General features: G+C 41.7%; 20 protein-coding genes and 1 pseudogene. 12 read left to right on the plus strand and 9 right to left on the minus strand.

All coding sequences use genetic code 11. The annotated features are described in order from the left end of the window. Positions 1 to 35: 35 nt before the first annotated feature. Together H2245_RS08170 and H2245_RS08175 are read right to left on the minus strand one after the other, a co-directional pair. Complete coding sequence (locus H2245_RS08170; protein WP_182406914.1) at positions 36 to 989, minus strand: YbjN domain-containing protein; 954 nt, start codon at positions 987 to 989, stop codon at positions 36 to 38. Between the two features lie 67 nt (positions 990 to 1056). Next, positions 1057 to 2193, minus strand: coding sequence for a hypothetical protein (locus tag H2245_RS08175; protein ID WP_182406915.1), 1137 nt, complete (start codon positions 2191 to 2193; stop codon positions 1057 to 1059). A 155-nt stretch (positions 2194 to 2348) separates the two neighbouring features. Here H2245_RS08175 and ccmA point away from each other — a divergent pair, with 155 nt between their 5' ends. The 5 genes from ccmA (at position 2349) to ccmE (ending at position 5752) form a co-directional block, all read left to right on the plus strand. Continuing rightward, a complete protein-coding gene (gene ccmA / locus H2245_RS08180) occupies positions 2349 to 2981 on the plus strand; it encodes a heme ABC exporter ATP-binding protein CcmA (RefSeq protein ID WP_182407106.1) in 633 nt (210 codons plus the stop codon). A 10-nt stretch (positions 2982 to 2991) separates the two neighbouring features. Further along, entirely contained in the window at positions 2992 to 3729 is a 738-nt protein-coding gene (locus tag H2245_RS08185; RefSeq protein WP_404944670.1) for a heme exporter protein CcmB, read from the plus strand. Between the two features lie 245 nt (positions 3730 to 3974). After that, positions 3975 to 4763: a heme ABC transporter permease CcmC gene (ccmC, locus tag H2245_RS08190; RefSeq protein WP_182406916.1), complete on the plus strand. Its 789-nt coding sequence runs from the start codon at positions 3975 to 3977 to the stop codon at positions 4761 to 4763. A gap of 40 nt (positions 4764 to 4803) precedes the next feature. Then, positions 4804 to 5016, plus strand: coding sequence for a heme exporter protein CcmD (ccmD, locus tag H2245_RS08195; protein WP_182406917.1), 213 nt, complete (start codon positions 4804 to 4806; stop codon positions 5014 to 5016). Between the two features lie 220 nt (positions 5017 to 5236). Beyond that, positions 5237 to 5752 carry a cytochrome c maturation protein CcmE gene (gene ccmE, locus H2245_RS08200; RefSeq protein ID WP_182406918.1) on the plus strand — a complete coding sequence of 172 codons (516 nt, stop codon included), beginning with the start codon at positions 5237 to 5239 and terminating at the stop codon, positions 5750 to 5752. A 148-nt stretch (positions 5753 to 5900) separates the two neighbouring features. On the opposite strand, the gene H2245_RS08205 is transcribed toward ccmE, so the two are convergent. From H2245_RS08205 to H2245_RS08235, 7 genes are all read right to left on the minus strand, one after another. Continuing rightward, positions 5901 to 6749, minus strand: a complete 849-nt coding sequence (locus tag H2245_RS08205) for an aldo/keto reductase (protein WP_182406919.1) — start codon at positions 6747 to 6749, stop codon at positions 5901 to 5903. 237 nt (positions 6750 to 6986) lie between these two features. After that, positions 6987 to 7961, minus strand: coding sequence for a MetQ/NlpA family ABC transporter substrate-binding protein (locus H2245_RS08210; RefSeq protein ID WP_182406920.1), 975 nt, complete (start codon positions 7959 to 7961; stop codon positions 6987 to 6989). Between the two features lie 187 nt (positions 7962 to 8148). Next, the gene (locus tag H2245_RS08215) at positions 8149 to 8835 is read right to left on the minus strand and encodes a methionine ABC transporter permease (protein ID WP_182406921.1); all 687 of its coding nucleotides are present in this window, start codon (positions 8833 to 8835) and stop codon (positions 8149 to 8151) included. A gap of 19 nt (positions 8836 to 8854) precedes the next feature. Next, on the minus strand, positions 8855 to 9625 hold the full coding sequence (locus tag H2245_RS08220) for a methionine ABC transporter ATP-binding protein (RefSeq protein WP_182406922.1): 771 nt from the start codon (positions 9623 to 9625) through the stop codon (positions 8855 to 8857). 303 nt (positions 9626 to 9928) lie between these two features. Continuing rightward, on the minus strand, positions 9929 to 12004 hold the full coding sequence (locus tag H2245_RS08225; protein ID WP_182406923.1) for a sensor histidine kinase: 2076 nt from the start codon (positions 12002 to 12004) through the stop codon (positions 9929 to 9931). Positions 12005 to 12217: 213 nt separating this feature from the next. Continuing rightward, positions 12218 to 12940 (minus strand): response regulator transcription factor, encoded by a 723-nt coding sequence (locus H2245_RS08230; RefSeq protein ID WP_182406924.1) that lies wholly within the window; start codon positions 12938 to 12940, stop codon positions 12218 to 12220. Positions 12941 to 13211: 271 nt separating this feature from the next. Continuing rightward, on the minus strand, positions 13212 to 14255 hold the full coding sequence (locus H2245_RS08235) for an efflux RND transporter periplasmic adaptor subunit (protein ID WP_259365143.1): 1044 nt from the start codon (positions 14253 to 14255) through the stop codon (positions 13212 to 13214). An 865-nt stretch (positions 14256 to 15120) separates the two neighbouring features. Here H2245_RS08235 and pilG point away from each other — a divergent pair. The 7 genes and pseudogenes from pilG (at position 15121) to H2245_RS08270 (ending at position 26858) form a co-directional block, all read left to right on the plus strand. Next, entirely contained in the window at positions 15121 to 15501 is a 381-nt protein-coding gene (gene pilG / locus H2245_RS08240) for a twitching motility response regulator PilG (protein ID WP_182406926.1), read from the plus strand. 207 nt (positions 15502 to 15708) lie between these two features. Continuing rightward, positions 15709 to 16071 carry a PleD family two-component system response regulator gene (locus H2245_RS08245; RefSeq protein WP_182406927.1) on the plus strand — a complete coding sequence of 121 codons (363 nt, stop codon included), beginning with the start codon at positions 15709 to 15711 and terminating at the stop codon, positions 16069 to 16071. A 3-nt stretch (positions 16072 to 16074) separates the two neighbouring features. Next, positions 16075 to 16605, plus strand: coding sequence for a chemotaxis protein CheW (locus H2245_RS08250; RefSeq protein ID WP_182406928.1), 531 nt, complete (start codon positions 16075 to 16077; stop codon positions 16603 to 16605). Between the two features lie 549 nt (positions 16606 to 17154). Next, positions 17155 to 18210: pseudogene (locus H2245_RS08255) on the plus strand (methyl-accepting chemotaxis protein); the annotation flags it as partial. Between the two features lie 200 nt (positions 18211 to 18410). Further along, positions 18411 to 25490, plus strand: a complete 7080-nt coding sequence (locus tag H2245_RS08260; RefSeq protein WP_182406930.1) for an Hpt domain-containing protein — start codon at positions 18411 to 18413, stop codon at positions 25488 to 25490. Between the two features lie 153 nt (positions 25491 to 25643). Continuing rightward, positions 25644 to 26171 carry a hypothetical protein gene (locus H2245_RS08265; RefSeq protein WP_182406931.1) on the plus strand — a complete coding sequence of 176 codons (528 nt, stop codon included), beginning with the start codon at positions 25644 to 25646 and terminating at the stop codon, positions 26169 to 26171. 159 nt (positions 26172 to 26330) lie between these two features. Further along, a complete protein-coding gene (locus tag H2245_RS08270) occupies positions 26331 to 26858 on the plus strand; it encodes a cytochrome b (RefSeq protein ID WP_182406932.1) in 528 nt (175 codons plus the stop codon). Positions 26859 to 26924 lie beyond the last annotated feature (66 nt).

Raw genomic sequence — 26924 nt, forward strand, 5'->3', positions numbered from 1 at the left:
GATATCACAAGGTAAAGCGGATATCAGTTACGTGCTTATTGTACAAACTGGGTGGGCAAATAAAACTGGCGCGAATCGGCTTGCTGGCGCAGCTCACTTAACAGCGTTGCCATGTCTTCTGCCGGGTCAGCGGTATTGACCAAGTCGCTAAATATCTCATAAGTGACCGTGGTCATGGCAATCACACTTTGCAATAAGTGCTCCATAATATGATCGTCGATACCGACCGCTTCAATATCAATGGCATTTTTATAGCGTATTTCGCCATCGTTGATATCCATCTCCAGATTACCTATCAGCATGTCATAATTGATTTGGGTAATCAGCAGCATTGCCGCGCTTTGATGGCTTTCAGGAATTAAAAACGGCAAAATGCCATAGACCGCCAGTAGATTATTGGCTTCTTGTACCCTAAATAGATAGCCGCATTCGACTTGCTTGTTCCTCATCTGTAATGATAAATGGTGCGATTGCTGACTGTCCGATGCCCGAGGGCGATAATAAGTGTAGTGCCAGTCCTTATCATAAAAATATTGCTTCAGGTAGTCGACAATGGACATATCATTTGGAGCATCGACTTCTTGTGCTTCATGATAATTATCATTGGTATCATGATTTTCTAAGCTATTCTTTTCTAAACGGCTGTTTTCTGAGGCGCTATTTTCCACATCTTTATCTTTTGAATGGTCACTATTAATATCGCTATTGGCATAATTATCAGCGTCCTTGTCATCAATATCTGTATTTTCAGAATGAGCATTTTCAACATTACTATTTTCAATACTGTCAGCTTTAGTATTATCAATTTCTACATTTTCATCTTCAATGATGTCATTGTTCATATTTTCAGCTGCAACAGGATATACAGTAACATTAGAACGGCTACTGGTATCATTGTCTGCGCTGTCATCTTCAACCACGCGCAACAATGCGGCAGCCAAGCGCCGTTTAATTTTTTGCCATAAGCTACGTTTATTGATAGGACTCATAACTGGTCTTTTATTAATAAGTGAAAATAAGTAAATCGCTACTGTTCAATAATACTATAACGGTCAGCTAAGAGACGCCACTTGCTACGTTTTGCTTAATATCAGGCTGAGCATAAAAAGCCTGCAGCATGGTGCGAATATGGTCAGTGAACGGCACGCTATCAATGGCATCATGGGCCAGCGGTAATAGGGCAGTGCTTAGCGTGGCAATGGCTTGCTCATCAATATGTAAACCTGCCACCAATTGAGAAAAGGTATCGGACTGATGATTGGCATACCAAGTCTCGACGCTCGCGGCGACCAAACTGCGCAAATAAGGTGATATACGTAGGCGGTTATAACTTTGCTGTACACTACCTTCGATGAGGTCAATGCTATTATTATCAGGCTCATCACTGAGGTAAGCTTGTAGCTGACTGACCGGCTCGTCTTTCAAACGCGCCCAACCGGTAATCAGTAAGCGTGCCACTTCTTCATTAGACAGATGCTCTTGCGCATTGGCTTCAGCGCGACGGGTCAAGTCTTTAATATTGCGATGCAAATACGCCTGCAACTTATCATCAAGATTGCGATTGGTGGCTTTTTCAAACGAGCTGCGCCCAAGCTTCATGAGTTTACCCACACCGCCAGCTTTATCAAGGGTAGTTTCCATAAAGTCGTTAATCGCGTGATATAGCGTTTGGGTCAATAAATCCGCAAAGGTATCGTTACCAATAAGGCTATGAATCAACATATTGCGCTGCTGCTCGTGGCTACCGATATAATTTGCTAAAGTATCGATCTGGCTGTCGTCGATAAGCTCAGATAATGGCATGTCATCATTAACGGGGTGATAAACAATCGTATGCAAAATATCGCGGATATCAGCGCGCATCAACTCACTCATTGGCTGACTTAATAGCCAATCATTAAGCAAATTCTGTAGATCCTCGCAGCTAATGTACTGCTGCATCGGCTGCGCGCCAAGCCATTGCCACGCGTCCATGACTAATGGCTCAGCTTGACTGCGTAGCCATTGCTGCATAAACCTGACTTGCGCTTCAACGAGCCCATCAATAGTCAAATCTGTCAAAGGCGTGCGGTCAGCTACGGACTTACTTTTTGGCGCTGAATTTTCTAAGCTTTCCGAATTATCGACACTAGATTTTGCATGAGTATCAGAGTTTTGGATATCTTTTGACTGTGGCATAGGTTTTGAGGTCATAGTAATTAACAATTTGTTATACTGGTAAGTGGTAGTGAGCATAACGTATTTTGCCATGAACGCAATAGTGGTTTATGGTGAATATAGCTGGCTGATTAAACTGGTAATAATAAGAGGTGTCCGTGACCATCCCGTCCGTATCTATATCAGCGTCAATGCAAACAGCTCTACTAGCGCCGGTGTTAGCCTGTGATGAGCTTACCGTGCAACGTGGTGAGATTCCGCTGTGCGAAGCGGTCGAATTTACCTTATTAGCAGGTGATATTTACCATTTAATTGGCGCAAACGGTACGGGTAAAACCACGCTACTGATGCAGCTTGCTGGATTAATACCGATATTGACTGGCATCGTACATTATCAAGGGTCGCAGACGCTGCCGATTCAGCCGCTCTATGTGTCGCATCAATTGGGCATTCACCCCAGTCTAACCGTCGCGCAGAATTTAACTTTTTTGCTCAATTTATATGGTATTACCCCAAGTCGAGCTGATATCGATGCGGCGCTTGCGTGGGTTGGTTTACAAGGGTTTGAAACCATCAGCTCAAGCCATTTATCCGCAGGACAAACGCGCCGTATTACGCTGGCTCGGCTGTATTTATTGACGCCTGAGGTGACGCCATTGTGGTTACTTGATGAGCCATTTACTGCGCTTGATGTGGATATGGTCGGGCGTATGGAAGTAAGATTACGTGAATTTGCAGACGCAGGCGGCGCGATTATGATGACCAGTCATCAGCCGGTTGGCGTTGCTAATCACGTGCTCGATTTGTCAGATTATATGGTATAAAGGATAAATGATGACAAATAGCCAAGAGCAAGCAGTTAATAATAATCAAAACAACAGTCCAAATATTACTATACCCAAAGTCATCAGTTTTGGACAATTATGGCGACGAGAGTGGCAGGTCAAGCAACAAGGAGCGGTGCAATGGCTGTATCCTTTGGTATTGTTCTTGGTTATCATCACCTTATTCCCGTTAGCTGTCGGTAGTGAGCCGCAATTATTACAGCGTTTGGGCGTGGCAGCGGTTTGGATTGCCGCGCTGTTATCCTTGGTGATGGGCGTTGAAGGTCTGTTTAAACCGGCACTGGATAATGGGACGTTAGCGCAGTTGGTGGTAGCAAAAGCATCGTTACCATTGTGGGTACTGATTCGTTTAGTAATTCATTGGATTTTTAGTAGTGGTATCGTGGCGCTGCTCAGCTTACTTGCCGTGCCGTTATTTCAATTGAGCTGGTTTGAGACAGGTATTTTGATGGCGTCCATCATTGCTGGCAGTCCGATGTTACTTATGTTATCGGCAGTGGCAAGCAGTCTGACGTTATCACTCAAAAACGGAGCAGTATTGGTGCCCCTGATTGCGCTACCGATGCAGTTACCAGTATTGATTTTCGCTACGGGCGCGGTTGATTTATTTGCCACTGGTTTAAACGGGTTGCCAATTTTAGCGTTACTATTAGCAGGGAGTATTATCTCTGTGTTGGTCATGCCGTGGGTCATTGCCCAAACCTTAAAAATGGCGTGGTTAAATTAATATAAATTGCCAAGCTTATGAATATATTTTGTTATCTATTCTTACATCTAAGCATTTAACCTTTATTTATCGTTCATTTGGCAATCATAATACGCGCATTAACCCCATGGTGAATGTGGGCAAGTTTGCTATAATGCTATACGATAGCGTTTGCTTGAACGTGAACGCTCGCCGATTTGTGGATAGGGAAGTCGAACACATATCCCATCCGCCCCATTGATATGCTTTGCAATAGGTTAATCCCCATGCCCAACCTAAATAATGTCTCCTCTCCAAGCCTGTGGCAGCGCATTTGGCAAGTCTTTTTGACGACTGTGGGCACCAAGGAATTTTTTCGTATTTTTTCGCCATGGGTCAAGTGGTTGGCTATCTTAGCCGGACTTTGCTTGGCTATTGGTAGTATCTGGGGTTTGGCGTTTGCGCCACCCGATTACTTGCAAGGCAATAGCTATCGCATCATCTTTATCCATGTGCCAGCTGCTAGTCTTGCGATCTCTATTTACTTTGCTCTTGCCGTATTGGGGGTAATTTATTTAGTTTGGAAAATTAAGACGGCAAATTTGGTGGCACAAGCGCTTGCCCCATTGGGATTTTTATTGTGCGTGGTAAGCTTGCTCACAGGGTCTATTTGGGCAAAGCCGACTTGGGGCACCTATTGGGTTTGGGATGCACGGCTAACGTCGATGCTCATCTTGGCATTTTTATATGCTGGCGTGATGGCGTTATTTGCTGCTTTTGAGCATACAGCTAACCGTGGTAAAGCAGCAGCTATTTTATCCATCGTCGGTGCAGTCAATTTGCCTATTATTAAGTACTCAGTGCAGTGGTGGAATACCTTACATCAAGGCTCAACTTTTACCTTGACCGAAGCTCCGAAAATGTCGGCAGATATGTGGATGCCGTTATTATTAATGATTATTGGTGGCTATTTATTGGTCGCAACATTAGCAATCTATCGTACCAATACGCTTATTTTATATCGTGACCAAGGTAAGGCATGGGTAAAAGAATACGTTCGTGGTCAAAGTAAATAGCGATTTATCGATAAAACCTTAGCGCAGTTGGGAGAACCGCATGCAGCCCTATTTCTATAGTGTCTCTGAGTTTATTGCCATGGGTACGCATGGCGTTTTCGTGTGGTCGTGCTGGGCAATTACGGTCGGAATGATATTGATATTTATCTGGTATAGTCGTAAGCAGCGCCACGCATTAATCAAGGAGCTAACTATCCAACAAGCGCGCCAAGCACAGCGTAATGCGACGACCAGCAAAAGTATGGATTTATAAAATAATCGCAATATCAAAGGCTTAACTTAGAAAAAATGTCGTATTTCTAACAAATAAATGTGTCGTTCTGTTTGATGTATCTCCAAAAAGCTTATTGATTTGTGCAAAAAATGCTACTATATAGGTATCTTAAAGGCAGCCTGTCTCACACAGTATAAAAGAGCATTTTGAGACTCTTTTTCTGTGGTGTACAGTAGTTAGTCATCTATGAGGTCGTGGTATGAATGCAGTTCGACGCAAAAAATTGATGTGGGTGTTTTTTACGCTGGCCGGAGCAGCTGTAGCCGTAGTGCTAGTAATTTACGCGATTGGTCAACAAACCGATTACTATTTTGACCCTACAGCGATTGCTAAAGGTGAAGCGCCACAAGACAAGCGTATTCGCGCCGGTGGTATGGTGGTTGCCGGTAGTGTGCAACGTGCACCGAATGATCCATTAAGTGTTGAGTTTGCCATTACGGATTTTAAATCGACTGTTCCCGTGACCTATCAAGGTATTTTGCCGGACTTATTTGCTGAAAATTCTGGCATTGTGGCGACTGGTAAAATGCAAGGCACAACTTTCGTTGCTGGTGAAGTATTGGCAAAGCATGATGAAAACTATATGCCACCAGAAGTAGCTAAATCACTAAAAGAGAACAACCGTGCCAGTGCGGAGAAAGTAGGTGTAAGTCCAGATTCTAAATTATATCAACCTGCTGAACCGATTAAGGATTCGCAAGTTATTACGCAATAAGTGCATTGTTAGTACCGTAATTTCTATGCGCTAAATTATCAACATTTGATAATTCACTATCCACCATAAAAAAAGCCACTAATTTCAATAGTGGCTTTTTTTATGGTGGATGTTTACTACATGATGGTAAATATTTTAACAGATGATTTTAGTCATCCCATTCGGGCGTATAGTCAGGATGTTCGATCTTGCGCCCATCACTACGGGCAAGGCTAGCAATTTGTGCCAATTCATCCGCACTTAACTGCACATTCATGGCATCTAAATTACCTTGGAGATGTTTTGGATTAGATGTTTTAGGGATTGCCACGCGGTTTTTATCCGACAAAACCCAAGCCAATGACACTTGCGCAGGAGTGATGCCATGCTTGTTTGCAATTTTCTGAATGATTTCATTATCGAATACATCACCACGCGCAAGAGGCGAGTAGGCTTCTAATAAAATATGATGATTGTTTAAAAAAGCTTGTAAGGTGTCTTGTTTAATAAAGGGATGAAACTCAACCTGATTGACAACAATCGGCACATCAGCGTATTTTTCTGCTTCAATTAAGTGAGCGATATTAAAGTTAGAAACCCCGATATGGCGGGTCAGTCCTTGCTTTTGCAATTCGCATAATGCGGGAATTGTTTCTGATAACGGTACGCGGTCATCAGGCCAGTGCAAGAGTAGTAAATCAACATAATCAGTATCTAGGTTTTCTAACGAACGTTTGGCAGCAGCGATAAGTTTTTCTGGCTGAAACTTTAAGTCATCAGGAAATATCTTCGTGGTTAAGAAGAACGTATCACGAGCGACGCCAGATTGCTTAATACCTTGTCCAACTTCCTTTTCGTTACTATAAGCTTGAGCCGTATCGATGTGCTCATAGCCCATCTGCAACCCTTGACTGACGACATCAATGCAATCTTGTCCGGTAGATTGCCATGTACCTAGGCCTAATACAGGTATGTTGGCTTGTCCGGCAGTACGAATATGATAAGTTTTCGTGCTCATATGAATATCCTTGTCGTTTACTTATGCTTAAATTTATATTTTTAGCATCGTTAACTTTTATGCAACTTTACCACTATAAAAAAAAGACGCAGAGAAGGAAAGGGTAGCTGACGCTTTCCTACAAAGGACACACAGGCTGTAACGTCAAATGTGATAGATTTTCATGAAAAATAATCCATAAAAAAAGTCCATAACTTATAAGTCATGGACTTTTTTTCTTAATCTCTACGATAATAATTATTTAGCAGGAGTTTCTACGACTGTGGCTTCAGCGCTAGCAGTACCTGCCGATGCCGTTACGGTAGCTGGCTCAGCTCCCCAAATTTTTGGATATTTATAACCAGGGAAGCTATCATGCGCATATTTTTTGAAGGCGTCAGAGTTATAGGCGTTGGTCACGTCTTTGACCCACTTCTTATCTTTATCAGCAGTTTTAATTGCTGACCAGTTGACATAAGCAAAGCTTGGCTCTTGGAATAACGCTTCAGTCAGCTTAATACCAGAGTCGGTGGCATAGTTACCATTAATGATAGCAAAGTCCACTTCATCGCGTGCGCGTGGTAGCTGGGCAGCTTCTAACTCAACGATTTTGATATCGTATTTGCTGTTATCAGCAATATCAGATTTTGATGCGGTCAGTGGGTCAATATTATCTTTTAGGGTAATCCACCCAAGCTCATTCATCATCACCAAGGCGCGGGCAAAGTTACTAGGGTCATTTGGCGCAGACACGCTCATACCTTTAAACGCGTCTTCAAGCTTGGTTTTTTTGCCTGAATAGACACCAAGTGGTGCCGTTGGCACTTGGAATACTTCTACCAAATCAAGATTATTTTCTTTCTTGAAGGTATCTAAATACGGCTTATGCTGGAAGATATTGATGTCTAAATCGCCATCAGCCAAAGCGATGTTCGGGCGTACATAGTCGGTAAAAGTAACCAATTCAACTTCATAGCCTTGTGCTTCTAGTGAGCTTTTAACTTGGTTACGAACCATGTCTGCAAAGTCACCTTCGGTTGTACCGATAACGATTTTAGTATGATCAGGATCGATATCACCAGTCGCTGTGGTTTCCGTCGCTGTACCTTCAGTGACAGGTTCTGCGGTCGCTTCTGGTGCTGATGAATTATTACAGCCCACTAATACTAAGCTTGACACACCAACTGCTGCAAATGCCAATGCCAATTGACGGCTAATATCTGTTAATTTCATGAAACATCCTCAATAATAAATGTAAATAAGATTATCATAGCCATTAAAAAAGCAGCATTATGACTGATATGGTAAGTCGTAATGCTGCTAAATTAAATGTTGCTAGAATGATAACAAAGTTAAAGGGTTTAAGCGGTAAAATCAAGCACTCTTTAAGCTCAAACGATCTTTAAATTCAAAAGAGTTTTTAGCGTTTATCTAAACGTGTAGCTACCCAATTACCTAAGGCTTGAATGGAGATAACCATGATTGACAGCATGATAACGATAAATACCATGACTTCCGTTTGATAACGATAATAACCATAACGAATGGCTAAATCGCCAAGACCACCGCCACCAATCATACCTGCAGCTGCAGAAAACGACAGCAAACTGATACATAAAATAGTCACCGAAAGTACTAGTCCTGAACGTGCTTCATTAAGCAATACTTTAATAATTGTGAACGGACGCGCGCCCATCGACTCAGTTGCTTCAATGATGCCGCGAGGTACTTCACGTAGGTTTTGTTCGACCAATCGCGCAAAATAAAACGAACCTGCAATCGCAAGTACTAAAGAGGCGGCGATAGGACCAATGCCCGTACCAACAATGGCTTTAGTAAAAGGACTCATCGCAATCATCAAAATGACAAATGGGAAGGCGCGCATAAAGTTGGTAATACCGCCAAGCACGCCATACAAGGTTTTATTTTGCAAAAACTGTCGATCGCTGGATAAAAATAAGAACACACCAAACAGCCCGCCGATGAGAATGGCGACTGTTGTAGAAATACCAAGCATCACAAAAGTATCAACGAACGCTTGCCAAATCTCTTTACGTAATACAAGCAGTTTATCTATCGAGGCAGATAATTCAGCACCAGTTAACATCACTCTTTCTCCTGCCTCATTAATCTTCTTGTATCAAACTCTTACCAATCGGGGTCGTCGCTTGAATCAGTCCATCATGGATATCTGCCACTTCTAATAGCTGCCCTTGGTGCAATAATGCAGCGCGGTGGCATAGCCTACGAATCACGCTCATCTCATGGGTAACAATGACAATGGTCACGCCAAGTTGTTCATTGATATCACGTAAGCACGTTAGCAAACTACGCGTGGTCGCAGGGTCAAGCGCAGAGGTCGGCTCATCAGCCAATAATACTTTTGGACTGGGCGCAATGGCGCGAGCGATACCCACACGTTGCTTTTGCCCACCGGATAGTTGGGCAGGATAATGGCTGGCGCGATCGGTCAAATCTACAATATCAAGGCATTCCATCACGCGCTTATGAATATCACGACTGGGATAACCAGATACGGTCAAGTTAAACGCCACGTTATTAAAAACCGTACGATTAGACATTAGATTGAATTGCTGAAAAATCATACCGATATTATGGCGTGCAATTCGTAACTCACTCGCTGATAACTCAGTCAAATCAACATCATCGATAATTACTTGACCACTATCTGGGCGTTCAAGTAAATTGATCAGTCGTAGTAAGGTGGATTTTCCTGCCCCTGAATAACCCATTAAGCCAAAGATTTCACCTTGCTTTACCGACAGCGATGTTGGCTCAACGGCAGTAAACCAATGCGGCTTGCCGTCCGTACCCTTGACTGATCTGTCGCTTAAAAAGCGTTTGGTTACGTCATTTAGAACGATCATGTCACTCATGGAATGCCTAAAATATTAAAAATATGGTAACAGTTATAAAATGCGTTAAGCTCAGCGCCGTATTCACAGCGGCTAACCGATAACACGATAATAAGGGGCGGTAATATAGCATATTTTGTAGCGTTTTGGATATGCACATCCGTGACTGAGGTTTTTTATGACCTAAAGTAAAAAATCTATCACAGAGCAAAAATCAGGGAATAAGTTTTATAGAGGGATCAAAAAGAGGTAAATTTAAAAAATAAGTATAAATAAAAGATGGGATGAAAAAGGGTAACAGTATTTATTTCATCATCTAGATTCTTATCCGCGTCTATTGTGGTCGCGATAATTGTAGTGTGGGTCGTGCTTGACTGGAATCACGATTAAAAAACGGGTGTGACCATTGATAATATCGGTAGTGATATGACCTTGATGCGCCGTGACAATTTGGGTGACTAAAGATAGACCTAGGCCTGAGCCTTTTTTCTTTTGCTGCAAGCGTACAAAAGGGCTAAATATTTCTTCACGTTTATCCTCGGGAATACCGCCGCCTTCATCAATTACTGCCAGCACTACATAGTTTGGTTGTGGACGCACGGGTTCTGGCTTGACTTTTTTCAGATGTTTTTTAAATAAATTTTCTTTACGTTGGGCAACGGGGGGCTGATTTTCCGAAAAGAGTTGAGTCGCTTGATCGTTATCTTCTTTTTTATTAATAGTTGCAGCATCACTTTGGTCTTTGGTTAGCAGTTTGGCTTCTGATAAAGAAATTTCTAATAGCTTAGGCTCGGAAACCGTCCGCCAGATACCTTTTTTAATTTTATCGGTAAGGTCAGTAGTAAATTTATTATAATTGCTAATTAAACCGTTGCTATTAACAAAAGGCACAGAAGCAGCTTTTAGCGATTCTAGTGAATTCTGCTGATCATAATTTAATACTGCTGTATCTGCGATAGGACTAACTTCTTCTCGAGGCACACTGGTTCTGGACTGATCTTTATCAGCCAGTAGCTCACCATTTTTATAAAGGGTTGGTGCAGGTAGTGCAGGGACCGTATTGATTGGTTTTGCTTTATTTAGATTATCAGATGAATCAGTTGCTGCTATATCGCTCGGCTGCGTTTTTTTAGTAAAAAAGGTATTTGCTTTGGTATTTTTAAAGAGTGATTCATTATTATCCACTGTAGCAAAGCTGCGACAGACAGTCGTTTGTAATAAATAATCTGGAATGATGACGGCATCTGTTTTCTTTTCGACTCCGTAAAGCAAAATAGTAATTGGTGGCTCACCATGCAACATAGCATTGTTTAAGAGATTGCGAATCATATGGGTTAGCATCAATGGTTGACCTTCAATCACAAGACGCTCGCCAAGTAAAATCGCTTCAGGATAATGTTGCCGCTCTTGATTGATCAGATCATAGATATCCATACGTTCAATTTGTTGCAGCACGTGTCCTGCATCCAAACGACTGACCAGCAAGATGCTTTCGACTAAATCATTGAGCCCCGACAGGTCGCGATTGATTGCTTGCGCGCGCTTATCAAACTTAGCTTTGGTATCTTCTGGCATTGACCCTGCAAGCATATCCATCATCTCAATTTGCAGGCGAATTCGGGTAATGGGGGTACGCAGTTCGTGCGACGCATGAGCAAGCAGTAAGTTGTTAGCGTCAATCAAGTGTTCGATTTTTTGCGCTGCTTGATTAAAACCGCGCGCTAACAAGGCAATTTCATCATTACCACGAGCATTGACGCGTACGGTAAAGTCGCCATCGCCTAGCTGAGTCATTTGCCGACTCATCTGGTTGATACGCCACGTCATAGAACGCGCAATCCACCATAGCACCCCTGCCATAATCAGCAGCAATAATAAGGTGCCCGTAAATAGATTGAGCGCTGCCGAGAAAGCTGGTTTTTTAGGTGGCAAGCGTGATTCATAAAGCAACGTATAGCCGGTGCTGCTATACACTTGAGCTTGCTGAGTTGGTGGGGTATCAGTAAGAGAGGGAAAAACGCGCGAGAATAAAGAAGGCATTGCTGGCAGCTCAGACGGAAAATCACTGTTATCAGTCTGCATCAGCAGATGACCTTCGTTGTCATACAAACCCATTTTTGCTTGCAAGGATTCATCAAAGATATCGAAGCTTTTTTTGACCACTGCCAGCATAAAGCGAGATTGAAGGCGATTATTCTTGCTTACAGAAATATTAAGCTCTTGCAAAAAGGGATCAATTTGTCCCAAGATTTGTGTTGCAACCACCTCAGAGCGAATACCAGCATCTTTGTCATGAACCAGTTGGGTCAATAGCACCATAGCCACGGCAAACAAAATTAATGCCAGCATTACGCTGGCAAATAATCTAGCAAAAACGGAATGAAAACCGAAAGTCTGCATGACATGGTCTCTAGGGTCGTAGACGAAAAGGATTATAAATTATGAAGCGTGAGTGTCATTTTTATAAGCAAGTAGCTACAAGTTTATATGTAAGAAACTGTATGCTCAACGCTTGTAAGAAAGAATACTGGTTAAATATTAAAAGAGAAGAGCTCTTAATATTTGACCAGTATTCTTTCTCTATGGCATCTCATTTAACAGTGTAAAGAGATATTACACTTGATCGGTTGCAAACTGATAACCTACACCGCGCACCGTAATGATACGTTTTGGCTGACGTGGATTGTCTTCAATCAGAGCACGCAAACGCGAGATATGCACATCAATCGCCCGATCAATATTGTCTGAGCTGTCATCGTTTGGCATTGCCTGCCATAGCTGCTCACGATTAAGTACTTTTCCAGAATGCGTAGCAAAGTAGTGCAATAACTGGAACTGATGAGTCGTTAAGCGTACTGACTGATCATCAATAGTGACTTCATGACTGTCAGGAAAGACGCTTAAGCGACCGAAAGTTAAGCTATCTGACTGACTGTCTGCTTGGTTGGGCTGCTCATGACGACGAATAACAGAGCGAATACGAGCAAGCAACTCACGTGGCTCAAACGGCTTTGACATATAGTCATCAGCACCCATTTCAAGTCCTAACACACGATCTGTGGTATCACCCTTGGCGGTAAGCATGATAATAGGCACTTTATTGGTAATATTATTCTTATTACCACGAATTTTTTGGCAGACTTGCATACCATCCATATCAGGTAACATTAAATCAAGAACGACTAAATCAATATCACGCTCTTTGGTATCTAAAATATCAAGCCCTTCTTGACCAAGACCTGCATGATGTACATCATAATAGTTCATCGTTAAATAATCACTGATCAATTCAGCCAAATCTGGATCGTCTTCGATTAATAAAATTTGCTTACTCATAGGGATGTCCTTTAGTTAAAAGTGAAAATTAATTAGAATTTTAATTATCTTTATTGTTTGATTACCGGTCATTCACTTCATCATTCTATGTTTCAAGATAAGTATGTTTCAAGATAAGATCGTTAAAGATAAGAGGTTTCTTTGTTAGATACATTATTTTTTCATAAAATCCATTATATCTATAGTGCCTAATGATGCTACAGCCACACAAGATAACCTTTGTTAATATTTCTACACAATGTAACGCATCTGGCAATATAAACCTACTTCATTAAGAAATCACCACTTTTTTGCCAGCAGACTCAAGAGGTAAGTCCGCCAAACAAATCAAACTGTCATTACGAACACCTGCGATCAGATATTGATCTGTACTTGGATCATATTCAATCACTTCTACCGCTTGACGTGTTAATCGCTGATCTTGTTTGATAATCCAAACGTTAGCGGTTAGCGGTGATAGTGGTTTGTATGGCGGCTTTTGCAATTCAGTTAAATCCACATCGTGAATGCTATGCTTAGGAACAGTCGTGCCCACTTCTATTTGCCCATAATCAACACGACCGCTAATAGCCATTTCAGGTTGCAGTTTTCCTCGACTGGCTTCATTTTTTACCACATGAACATAGACCAGTAGTTTATTGTTTTGATGGTCAATGATTAGTTTGCTAACTTGTCCGGTGAATTTATCCGTTAAGCTGGCGGTGGTAAAATTAACATTTTGACCGATAGATAATTGCGATTCTGCCTGAATAGGCAAGGTGGCAATAAATTGTAAATCCCGGTCATCATTTATCTGTAATAAGGGCTCTCCTGCCTGTACCTGTAGTCCGTTTTCAATATAAACACTGCTTACCCGACCTGAAAAGCTGGCACGTACGGTAGTGAACGGAGGTATACTTTTAACAGGGTTTGGAGTGGTTTCCTCTGGCGTCGTATTGATATTAGCATTGATGGCTGCACTGGTTTTAGCCAAAAAGGGAGCGTGGTCATTTTTTGTTGAAGTATCAGAGATATCAGCGGTTATGGATTTACGTTTATTAACATTATCTTCACTCTCAATACCGTCAGTCTCGTGACCATTAATAGGGTCGTCAGTATTCTGCTCACTGGTGGTAGTATCGCTCTTTTGGCGCTGGACAATAAATAGGGGCGTGCCTTTTTCTACCCATTGACCCTCAGTCACCAATAATTTTTGTATTTGCAAGTCTCGTGCTGCTGTTAGCTGAGCGCCTTTAATCGCTTCGATATGCCCCTGTAACCCCAAGCTTGGCTGATAGCGCGTTGGTTTAATACTTAAGACGTATTCTGGTGCCATAGTGACACTATCATCACTTATGATAATCGGTGTAGAAGCTGTGTTTGTATTCTCAGTGGTAGTGAATGATTCTGTTGGGGAGGGGGGCTGGCACGCGGATAATAATCCGGCTATAAGTAAAAGCAGTAGTATGCCACCTCGCAACCAGAGAAGAGGTATAAACCGTGTTATGTTTATTGCAAGATTTTTAGTATTCGTAGTAGGCGTGAGATACATGATGAATCGTCGCTCTTTTTAATTCAGAATTTATTATATAGGCAAAACAACAGAGGTGTACAAGAATGCTATTGTAACGCTCACTAGTAATAATAACTGCAGAAATTAAGTTATTTGTACCGTCAAGCTAAACCTCTGGATAATTACAGTTTTTTATGATAAAACGGACATAGTGTTTCAGTATATTACAAATCAATTACAATATGTTTATTGAGATTAACAATGTATTATGAGCCTTGAGATATATGTATTACATATTCTTATTGCAATCATTGTTAAATGGTTAACATTATTTTAAGTCTATTTAATCAGTGTTTCTTTAGATATATCAGCTGTTTACTAGAAGAGGGAATAACAACTCCGCTCACTTTTACGAGGTTATCTCTCATATAAATAATTGGTTAGTGCTTATTAATACGGATAGTTCATGCTAAAACTAGTGGTTGATTTCTCATGTCTTCAGCTGTAATAAAGCGTATTATAAGGAAGTTTTGTAATAACACCTGCAAGATAATAGGTGTGCTATACATTAATAGGTTGAATAAAAAATAGCAGCGAAATACGATGAATTCTTTTGCTGCATTTTTGCTAAAACAAACGTTAAAATATATCGTATTTAGAATAAACAGTCGTTCATAGGATGAGGGTAATGGAAAATATTTTTGATGGATTGAAGGTCATGATTATTGATGATTCTAAAACCATTCGCCGTACGGCTGAAATGTTGCTACAAAAGGCAGGATGTGAGGTGATAACCGCCATCGATGGCTTCGATGCGTTGGCTAAAATTGTGGATAATAATCCTGATATTATTTTCGTTGATATTATGATGCCTCGTTTAGATGGCTATCAAACTTGTGCTTTGATTAAAAATAATGCTAATTATGCCCATAAGCCCGTCATTATGTTGTCTTCTAAAGACGGTTTATTCGATAAGGCACGCGGACGTATTGTTGGCTCTGATGAGTATCTAACTAAGCCCTTTAGTAAAGATGAATTGTTCGATGCCATCAATCGTTATCGCGCTTAGTCAAAATCCAATTGGTCAAAATTCGGTGTAGGTGATAAGTATTGTTATTAATAAATACTATGGCTCATAACTGAATGATGGTTTTTATAAGGTCTAGCCACGATTTCGATGATGAGTACTTATCAAGCCAAGCGCACCTAACGTATTATTGTAGAGGTAAGCCAGCTTACATTTTAATTGCTAAAATAAGTAATAAAGGACATATCTATGGCAACTGTATTGGTGATTGACGACTCTCCGTCCGAGATGGCCAAATTTCGTGACATGCTGGCAAAGAATAACTTTCAAGTATTGGAGGCGAACAATGGCGAGGAAGGCTGTGCGATGGCAATTAGCCATCAGCCGGATGTGATTTTGATGGATGTGGTCATGCCTGAGATGAATGGCTTTCAAGCTACTCGTAAAATTACCCGTAACCAAGCCACAGCCCATATCCCAGTAGTGATTATCAGTACAAAGAATCAAGAAACAGATCGTGTTTGGGGTAAACGCCAAGGGGCAAAGGAATATCTTACCAAGCCCATTAATGAGGCAGAGTTGATGCAGGTTATTCGCACCGTAATGGAGTAATTTGTGGCTTCTAGAGGATTTATAGAGCTTTTAAGGTTGGCGGATTTGGCCAAAGCTCGGCAGAGCGATCGACATGGCAGTCAAGATATTGGTTGGCGCGGTGTAGTGTTTGAGGTGGGCGGTCAGCGTTTGATTGCGCCATTAGGAGAGGTATCAGAGGTACTCTCGATGCCAGAGTATACCAGTATGCCGCTAGTACAGCCTTGGCTATTGGGCATTGCGAACGTACGCGGTCGTCTATTGCCACTCACCGATTTGGCAAAATTTTTACAGATACCAAACCAAGCGCGCCAGACTAAGGAGCGTAAGGTGATTGTGATTGACCATCAGTCGCTATTTTTAGGATTACTGGTTGATCAAGTGCTAGGTATTGAGCAATTTTCCTCTACGCAATATCGTGCTGAGTCTATCGATATAAACTCTCCATTTGCCCCTTATAATCATGGTAAGTTCGTCAAAGATAACCAAGATTGGTTTATTTTTCTACCCAGTTTATTGGCTGAAGATCCTGGCTATATTGATGCATCTTTATAATAATTGGAATTAAAAAACTGTCTCAAGGATTGAGCGTGAGCTATCCCACAGGATTTATATCTATTAAAAATAATGAACGTACTCTAAGGTGAGCTTGGACAATATAGTGGCTTTTACCAAGACTGTTATTAGTGATAAGCAATAATCAGTCTTGGTAGAAGTCAGCCTAGATACGACTTAGACGACTGTTTGGAAGGAATAAGTGCGATGAGTGACATGATAAGAAGTTTGACGAATAATGCCCATAAAAGTTCGCCAGCTGCTAATGACGCTAACCATAAAGAAAAGATGTTGTTAGGTGGGTTTGCATTTGCCAGCATAGTTAGCTTAATTTGGCTGATTAACTCATTATCAAAGGTAAGTAAGCACTTAGCTGATTTCAGCCAATTGATAGTATTGCCCTCAGCAGTGTTTTTATTGGGACTGCTTGGACTGCTGTATGCACTCGCTCAACTCTTTAAACAGAGGGGAACTGCTGAGCGCGCAATGATTGAAAGAGAGACCTTGCGCCGTCGTCAAGAAGCAGAGACAGAGTCAGAGCGCGCACGCCAAATTCAAGAAGAAAACGAGCGTAACCAAATTGCCATTTTACGCTTACTTGATGAGCTTGGAGATTTAGCAGAGGGTGACTTGACCGTCAATGCTACCGTGTCAGAAGATTTTACTGGCGCCATTGCTGATTCAGTGAACTTTGCAATTGACCAATTGCGCCAACTGGTATTAGTCATTAACAGTACTGCTGATCGCGTTTCCCAATCCTCTGAACAAACGCAGGTCAATGCCGTCAAGCTTGCTGAGGCGTCTGAACATCAGGCGCAAGAAATTGCTGGCGTATCTGCTGCCATTAATGAGATGGCAGTGTCTATTGACCAAGTTTCTAATAACGCTACTGAATCTGCTACGGTTGCTCAGCGCTCAGTTGTTATTGCCTATAATGGTGCCGAGGTTGTCCAGCGTTCCATTGAAGGCATGAATGTGATTCGTGATCAGATTCAAGAAACCTCAAAACGTATCAAGCGTTTAGGGGAGTCGTCACAAGAGATTGGTGACATTGTGAGCTTGATTAATGATATTGCCGATCAGACCAATATTTTGGCGTTAAATGCGGCTATTCAAGCCTCAATGGCGGGGGAAGCAGGACGAGGTTTTGCGGTGGTAGCGGACGAAGTACAACGTCTGGCTGAGCGATCTGCCAATGCCACCAAGCAAATTGAAACATTGGTAAAAACCATTCAGGCCGATACCAGTGAAGCGGTCATATCGATGGAGTCGACCACATCAGAGGTAGTGAATGGCGCCCGCTTGGCAAAAGATGCGGGTGAAGCTCTTGAAATGGTACAAAGCGTTTCTAACACCCTTGCTGATTTGATTCAAAATATCTCTGAAGCTGCTCAGCAACAGGCAGCTTCAGCAGGTCATATCTCTGACACTATGAACATCATTCAAGACATTACCTCACAAACATCTTCAGGGACGATGGCTACGGCACGTTCAGTTGGCGAGCTTAGTGAAATGGCAAACGCGCTCCAAGAATCGGTTTCAGGCTTTAAATTATCAGATGATGAGCCTGACTATGATGAGCATAGTCATTTTCAAGTCGTGTAATATTGAGCGGTTATATTACGTTGCTTTATTGCTTGTATCATCAATACTGTTGTTATCACTATCACATGATACGAGTAAATACGCTCTAAAAATAGTGATAAATGATGGGTTTCCCTCAATGTGAACATTATTGATTACTAGTCCCGCCTAGCCGTTTGCCACACCACCTTAATTGATGATACATGAGTTAGGATAACCCTATGAAAAACCAGCCCAATGATATGGTGACGATTGAGTGGCTATTACCGCTATTTAATGAGCAACTAATCCAGTTTGCTGATAGCTGGCAAATAGGCATTGATGAGGCTATTTTTACCAAGTTGCAAGAGCATTATCGCCAGTTGAGTGGTGCTCTAATCATGGCAAACTTACCGCGTCTAGGAGCATTAGCCAATCAGTTGAGCGGTCTAGCAGTAGCGGCCACCAATCAACCGCTGAGTAGGCAAGAGCAATTGATGGGGCAGTTTTCCCATCAATTACTATATTATGAGCTGTTGCAAGGGGCGCATACTGGTAGTTATCGCGGCGCGTTACTCACAAAAACTATTGAGGCATTAACCGCTAATATTGCGAAAGTACTGACAGAAAAATCAGAAGTAACTGATGCGTTTCATCAAACAGGGTACGATGCTTTTGATTCTAAAAAGAGTGTTAATATTGCTGTCCCAAAGACCAGTTTTATCCTTCCTTTACAAGCCAGTCACTATCACCACTTATTAATGGTATGGCGACATCAAAGCTGCAAGTTGTTAGAGGCAAATAGTAATCAGCCCTCAATATTAGCACCTCTTGCAACTGTTGCTCATTACTTATGGCAGGCTATAGATTCCTCTTTACAACAGCAGCTATGGTATGGCGCTGAGCAATGGCTACAGAACTTAGCGCAAAATGACATGCCATTGCCAGAGCACTATGCCTCATTATTGACAAACTTAGAGCAAATTATCCAAGCCTACTATGCAAAAGCTAAGCTGCAAGGCAGCCTGACAGTAGTAGATGGGCGAAATTTGGATGAGGATTGTAGTTCTATAGACTTATCCACTGATTGCTTGGCGCCCAATGCAATTAATAGCATGATTGATAATATTTATATTCAGTTAAGCAGTCTTTCCACTATCGACCCTAGTACGCAAGAGTTATTAATACACATTCCTGAGGTGAATAATGCATCTGTTAACGAACCGTCTATCTCATTTTTAGCACGCCTGCTAATTGATATTGAAACAATTATTTTTGGTTTAGAAGAAACGCAAGATTCATTGACGCTACTACAACAGCTACAACGTCAGCTTAAAATTCGCGGTTGGTCGCAGTATGAGGGAAAAGTTGGTCAGATTATAAAAGAGCTGACAGCGTATGATTTGTCTACTTCTATTGAAACTACGGGCTCGCAAGCACCGTTGCAAATTAAACAGCAATTACAAAGTTTATATAATGATATCTATGAGACTGTGCAGGCTCTTGATCATAGCGGCACCATGCCTACTTCTCAAAATATAACCTCTAATTCAGATACACCTTCAAAGATTGGAATATCTCAATTACGTATTGATGTTACTACTATACGCCAGCATTTTATGGAGTATATACAGCGAAAAGACCCGAACTTATTACCCAATGCAAGTTGTTTTATTGACCTAAGTAGCGCTTTTAAAGCATTAGGACTGCCCGATATTCAGAGCATCATTGATAAGATAGCAGCGATTTTTGAGCAAATAATGGATCAGGCCTTTAAAGAATTGGGTTGGCAATTGACGCAAGCTTTGGCAGAAGGTCTATCAGCAATTGATTTATTATTAGAGCATCTCACCTTACACATAATCGATCAGTCGTTGTTGGGTCAGGTACAAACTTATATTATTAATGCAGAGTCGTTATTAGCAGCGCTGATTGTCAATCCTGCCGTTGTTTTGGAAAAAGACAATCAGCGTGATATTGAGAATACCCAGCGCTTGTCTTATGAAGTTATACGTTACGATGACAACGGTGAAATCGCTCCATTGAAAGCACCGCGACAACAGTTCGCTGATTGCTTTTTGCAAGATGATGACCTTCGTGACACCTTTATCGAAGAAGCTGATGACGTTATTGGCGATGTAGAAGATTTTTTATCCATATGGGAAGCAGATACACAAGACCTAACGTCTTTGATGGAAGTTCGTCGTGGCTTCCATTTGCTAAAAGGCTCCGGGCGGATGGTTGGAGCAATAAGTGTTAGCGAGGTAGCGTGGGCAATTGAAAATCTGCTAAACCATATCCTGAATCATACCTTGTCCGTTACCGACCAGGTGGTGCATTTGGTATTAAACACCACCCAACAGCTGTCGGTCTTGGTAGTAGACTTTTCAGCCAAGCGCTCGCCCAGTTGTGACCCTACTTTAATTATTTTACAATGTGAAAATCTAGTCTCTAGTCGCCCACTGCTCGAAGGTATATCGCTATCGGATTTGAAGCTAAGTATGGCAGCAAAAAGCTTGCAAAAACATGATGAAAGCAATGCTGTTAAAAAAATTCCAAACAAAGGTATTAGTAATAAGATTAGCAGTAATAATGAAAATGAGGTCGTAGTTGAATCAATAGAACAGGGTGACAGCAATCAAAGAGAATTCTCTTTAAATAGTGCAAGTTCAGTAAGTTCTCATTTATCTATCCCAAGCGCTTTGTTGCCATTTATAGAGGCGGCGCAGGATTTACCGGCAGACACTCGAGATACTGATGCTGATATTAAAGAGATATTTATCGAAGAAGCAGGAGAGGTATTAGCAGAGATTACACCTTTATATGACCTATGGCAGCAATCCCCAAATGATTTGACACATTTAGCTGATATTCGCCGAGGTTTTCATACCTTAAAAGGCTCTGGACGAATGGTTGGTGCGCTCTATACTGCTGAGCTTGCATGGACAATAGAAGAGATGCTCAATCGGCTATTAGAGGGTACGATTGAAGTCTCGGCTGATATTTTTCAGCTAATAAGTGAAGTCTTAGTCACTTATCCTGAATTAATTCACACGTTTGCAGTAGATAAAGATGGCATTGATAACAAGAAAAGTTATCCGTCTGCCCTGCCATTATGGGTAGCGTGCGCGCGCGCTTATAGTCAACAACTTGGTGATACGTTCAGTTATGCAGAGCTGTCTCACCAATATTCAAAGCAATCTGACATTGAGAGCAGTTTAAGTCAGCATCCATTAACGTTAGCAGCATCCGCTTCTCTTAATAATGAGACAGACCTAAATCACGATGAGCCTGTCGATCATATGCTCCAAATTTTTCACTCAGTAAATGAGATGATTGCTGAGGCACCGATAGTACTGAACATCGACAGCACAGAAGAACAATATTTCTGTCATATTTTCGTCGATGAAGCCAAAACGTTATTAAAGACTATCAATCAATTTATTAATGATAATAAGGAGCAGTTGGAAATTGAGGTGAGTGATGAGATTGTGCGTGCTTTTCATACCTTGCGTGCCGCTTCTGGCTCGAAGGCACTGGTTGCTATCAGTGATGTTAGCGCTGCAATAGAGCAAAGTCTTGAGCAGTTACAGCAGCAAGAAATCATGATGAATGCTGAGCACCTGCAAGCATTGGCTCAATCTACAGCATTAATAGAAAGTTATTTATTCTCATACGAGCAATGCATTTTCGAGCAAAATAAACCTTTTAGTGATAACAATGATTTTGATACCGATAATGATATAAGAAATCAGCAAGAACTGAGCGCATTACAAGCTATGCTCGGTAAGCTGCAGAGTATGCCAAAAGGTATCAACAGTCAAATCAGAATTAACTCGCTACTTGACATTGATATTGATGAATTATTAGATGCAGACGTTACCTTAGTGCAAGTATTAAGTCATTCGGATGAGGCGCAAATAAAGGCGTATATTGATTTACAACGTGATCAAATTGCACGCTTGGCAGCGCATACTAAAAAGTCGCCTAAGTTTTCTTTGATACTTGGTGCGTTAGACAGTGCTTATCATTACTTATATCTTCATCCTCATAGCGCTCAGGATGAAGATATACAGGCGCTTTTGGTTGCTGGACATGCTCAGTTGCTCGGTTTATTCGATTCATTAGCAGGCAGTATGTCCTTAAAAATCAACGCACAAGTTATTGTTGATTTACAGGCATTAGCGATCTCTGATGTGGCAGATGCCCATCAAGTTATTGATGTTTTTAACGAAAAAATTCCCACGGATAGCGATATCGCTGCTAGCTCTGTGTCACCTAGTGAAAGCCATACAGAGGGTTTGACCGTAACACGAATCGACTCTGCACCGTCTGTGCTTTTAAGATCGGTTGATAGTAGGCAGGCGGATGTGTTACAGCTCGAAGAAGTAGAGACAGATATTGAGCTGTTAGAAATCTTCTTAGAAGAAGCGCAAGATATTGATAGCGCGATAGCACAAACATTCAGTAAGTGGCGCACTGATATTCATGATGTCGCCACGCTCAAAGTATTGCAGCGCTATCTACATACTATTAAAGGTGGTGCTCGGATGGCAGGTATTGCCAGTATTGGTAACCTGACTGACCAAGCCGAAACGCTTTATAGTGCTTTTGTGGAAGCACGTATTCAGCCAACCTTGCAATGGCTTATGGTCATGCAAGTGGTGCAAGATATTTTATCGTTGCAGATTGATTATGTAGGACGGTACAGAGAGTCCTTTTTTGCCAAGCAGCTGATAGAACAGCTAAAACAACTAGAAGCGGGCGCTGAGCTTCCCGTTACACTTACCTTAATATTACCAGCCTTACAAAACCATCTGAATGCTAATGGCAGTAACAACGATAATCGCTTTGGCGCTTTTTTAGAAGAGGTAGATGAGAGAAATACCCTAGATACCCTTATTTCTCAATCGTGGCTAGAGGGCATGCCTGATCTTGATATTTTAGAGGTGTATTTAGAAGAAGCAGATGAACTGGTTACCAACAGTAATAAGTACTTGCAGCTGTTTTTAAATAACATCAGTGATGTGGTGGCATTACAGACTTTGCAGCGCGATTTGCATACCATTAAAGGTGGTGCCCGTATGGTGGCCGCAAATGGTATTGCCGACTTAGCCCATGAGATGGAAACGGTTTACGAAGAGCTTGCAGTGCGACGTCGCCCAGCAACCAAAATGATTTCGCAGCTGTTAACAGCATGCCATGATTGGCTTGCGGATGCTGTATTTGTGCTAAAAAACCACGTTAATCCGCCCAATCCTCGTGCCTTAGTTAGTGCTTTACAGCAATTTAGCAAAAACCCTGACAGCCTAAAATCTGTACCTGTTGAATCGTTACAAGCTCAGCTAGGCGCTATTTTTGCTGCAAAAACCAAACGTGAATTGATACGTGGGGTCGACAATATTGCGCTAATGCCGCCAATGACTGGTAATTTCACCGAGGAAGACCAAGTTAGCAACAGCAATGAGATGATACGTATCTCAGGCAATCTGATTGAACGAATGATTAATCTGTCTGGCGAATCAGCCATTAACCGTGCGCGTATCGATATGGGTATGAGTAGCTTAACCCTAAGTATTGAAGAGATGGGCACAACGGTACAACGTTTAGCAGACCAATTGCGCCGGATGGAAAGCGAGCTTGAGCAACAGATTTTATCGCAAATTGATGATGCCGACTTGATTGCTAATGAAGGTTTTGATCCGCTGGAAATGGATCAATATTCATCCCTAAATCAGTTGTCAAAGTCGTTATCTGAATCTGCTTCCGATTTGATTGATATTAACAGTACCTTACTTGAAAAAACCCGTGATAGTGAAAATCTGCTTTTACAATTATCACGTACCCAAACTGAGCTACAAGACGGGCTGATGAATTCACGTATGGTACCGTTTGCGCGCTTAACTCCGCGCTTAGAACGTATTGTACGCCAGACTGCTAATGAGCTGAATAAATCAGTTGAGCTGACTATTATTAATGCGGATGATGAGATGGATCGAACCATCCTTGAGCGCATTACTTCGCCGCTTGAGCACATGCTGCGTAACGCTGTGGATCATGGTATAGAGAGTCCGCAAATTCGCCTAAATTCGGGTAAAGATCGTAGCGGACATATCACTTTAGAAGTGCTGCGTGAAGGCAGTGAAGTGGTGATCAATTTAAGCGACGATGGTCGCGGCATTAGCGTCGCTGCGGTGCGTGAGAAGGCGATTGCGCAAGGCTTGATTGATGTAAATGATGATACCTTGTCTGATCTTGATGTGATGCAGTATATTTTTAACGCCGGCTTGACCACGACCAATAAAATTACCCAAATCTCAGGTCGAGGCGTGGGCATGAACGTGGTTATTAGCGAAGTTCGACAGTTGGGAGGCGTGGTTTCTGTCACCTCCAATCCAGGCCAAGGGTCGTGCTTTACCATGCGTGTACCGCTGACCGTTGCCGTGTCGGATGCGTTAGTAGTGCGAGCAGCAGATCGCTATTATGCTATTCCATTGGTGCAAATTGAACGTGTCGTGCGTGTTAACCCAGAAAAGCTGTACGACTATTATCAGTCGGACGCCACCACCATGCGTATTGAGGAAATGGACTACCGGATTCGTTATCTCAACGAGATTTTAACCGGCAATAAGTTTAATGAATTAGTAATTAATAACAACTCAAGCTTGCCAGTGATTATTATTAAAAACCGTAGCGGACAAAAACTAGCACTACAAGTCGATCAAATTGCCGGATCGCGTATTGAAGTGGTGGTAAAGCCGCTGGGTAAACAGCTGTCGCATGTCGCAGGTATTTCGGCAGCAACCATCATGGGTGATGGTTCGGTGATGATGATACTTGACTTGATTGCTTTATTGCGTAACGCACCAGCTATTAAGGATGCTCATCCAGCCACAAGTGTAAAAGGGCTGAGCAATACCGTGCAGCGCCAGCAGCCAATTGTATTAGTGGTTGATGACTCGGTCACCGTTCGTAAAGTTACCTCGCGCTTTTTAGAGCGCCAAGGTATCACCGCAGTTGTTGCTAAAGACGGTATTGATGCCATTGAGATTTTACAAGAACTGACCCCTGATCTTATCTTGCTTGATATTGAAATGCCAAGAATGGATGGCTTCGAGGTGGCAATGCAAGTGCGTTTTAATCAGCGCTTACGCAATATTCCCATTATTATGATTACCTCAAGAACAGGTGAGAAGCACCGCACGCGCGCCTTTGAGATTGGTGTCAATGGTTATATGGGCAAACCTTTCCAAGAAAAGGAGCTGCTGAGTAATATCAAAAACCTGCTCGACATTAAAACGATAGTTACTCACGATGGATAGGCAGAATTTCCTAATGATGATTAAGACGTTATAACTAAGAAATTATCATTAAGAACGAGACAAAGTCATTGTTCCTTTCAATTGAGAAGGTACGTAGAGATAATATCAGTCATTATCTTTTATTATATGTTTTTACTTTATAATGGATAAGCTATGAACCAAATCCGCAAACATACGTTTGAGGCAATTAGCCTGCTAACCGCTAGTAATGGCATACTTGATATCACCATCGTGCCTGCCGAAAATCAACCTGATTGGATTATTCCAACTGAGCTGATATTAAGTGTCGATGATTATGTAGAGCGGATTTGGACGTATATGTGGCAGCAGCAAGAAGTTGCTGTATTTCATCTGTTACCCCATGAGCAAACACCAGATAAACTGATTGTGCTTGAAGGGAATACGACTGTTCATCGGTTAGCACTACAAACGGTAGGTGAGCTACGGCAACTTAAAGTGCGTATCTCTGATGTTAAAGATACGGAGCTGCCAGAACAATATGCTCAGATATCTGAGCATCAACCCGATACTGCCAAAGATGAATCTAACGAACAGACTCTAAGCAGCGCACGTTTTCATGAAGACGTTATATCTTCCTATCTGTTCCAAACCGTAACTATTGATAACGTGCCTTACTTAGTGCCTGATTTAGACAAAATTGCCCACCAACTGGTAGATTGAGACAGCTAGACTCATTTCTATCCTCATTAATGAATAATAATACATTGCATTATTAAAACTTGCCTTGGTAGTTAAATAATTTAACTAATGCTACGGCACCGATTGACAATATTAAGCTACAATAGACTGTCAAAATAGGTACGGTTAAGAAGATTAATTATGCAAATAGATCATGAAAACGTTCAAAAGTGGTCAGCCAGTAGTAGAATATTTCATTGGGTCAGTGCCGTCTTATTATTAGTGACGTGGCTGCTTATGCTGGCTTATGGTTATAATGAAAGTAAAGTCTATATCGGTCTACATAAAGCCTTTGGCATGAGTGTCTTATTTTGGATGATTGCGCGGGTGATTAATCGATTATTTACTAAAGCGCCGCCCCCTTTACCAATGCCGAAAATACAGGTTATCGTATCGCAGTTGACCCATTTCATCCTATATGCGTTATTGATTGCTATGCCGATTGCCGGATTACTGATGTCTGTGTATGGCGGCAGACCGGTTGATATGTTCGGTTTATTTGAAATCCCTGTATTTGTCACGCCCAACCGTACTGCTGCGCGTTTTTATAATGATGTTCATGCCGATATCCTCTGGCCGATGATTATCGTCTTTACTCTTGCTCATATTGGTGCTGCATTTTTTCATCAGTGGGTAAAGAAAGACAAATTAATTGATCGAATGAAATAGAGGTCATTAAAGTCTACGATTGTTATAGATAATTTTTAGCCAAAAAAAGCCCTACATATTATATGT

The organism is Psychrobacter sp. GP33 (assembly GCF_014119005.1).
Lineage (GTDB): Bacteria > Pseudomonadota > Gammaproteobacteria > Pseudomonadales > Moraxellaceae > Psychrobacter.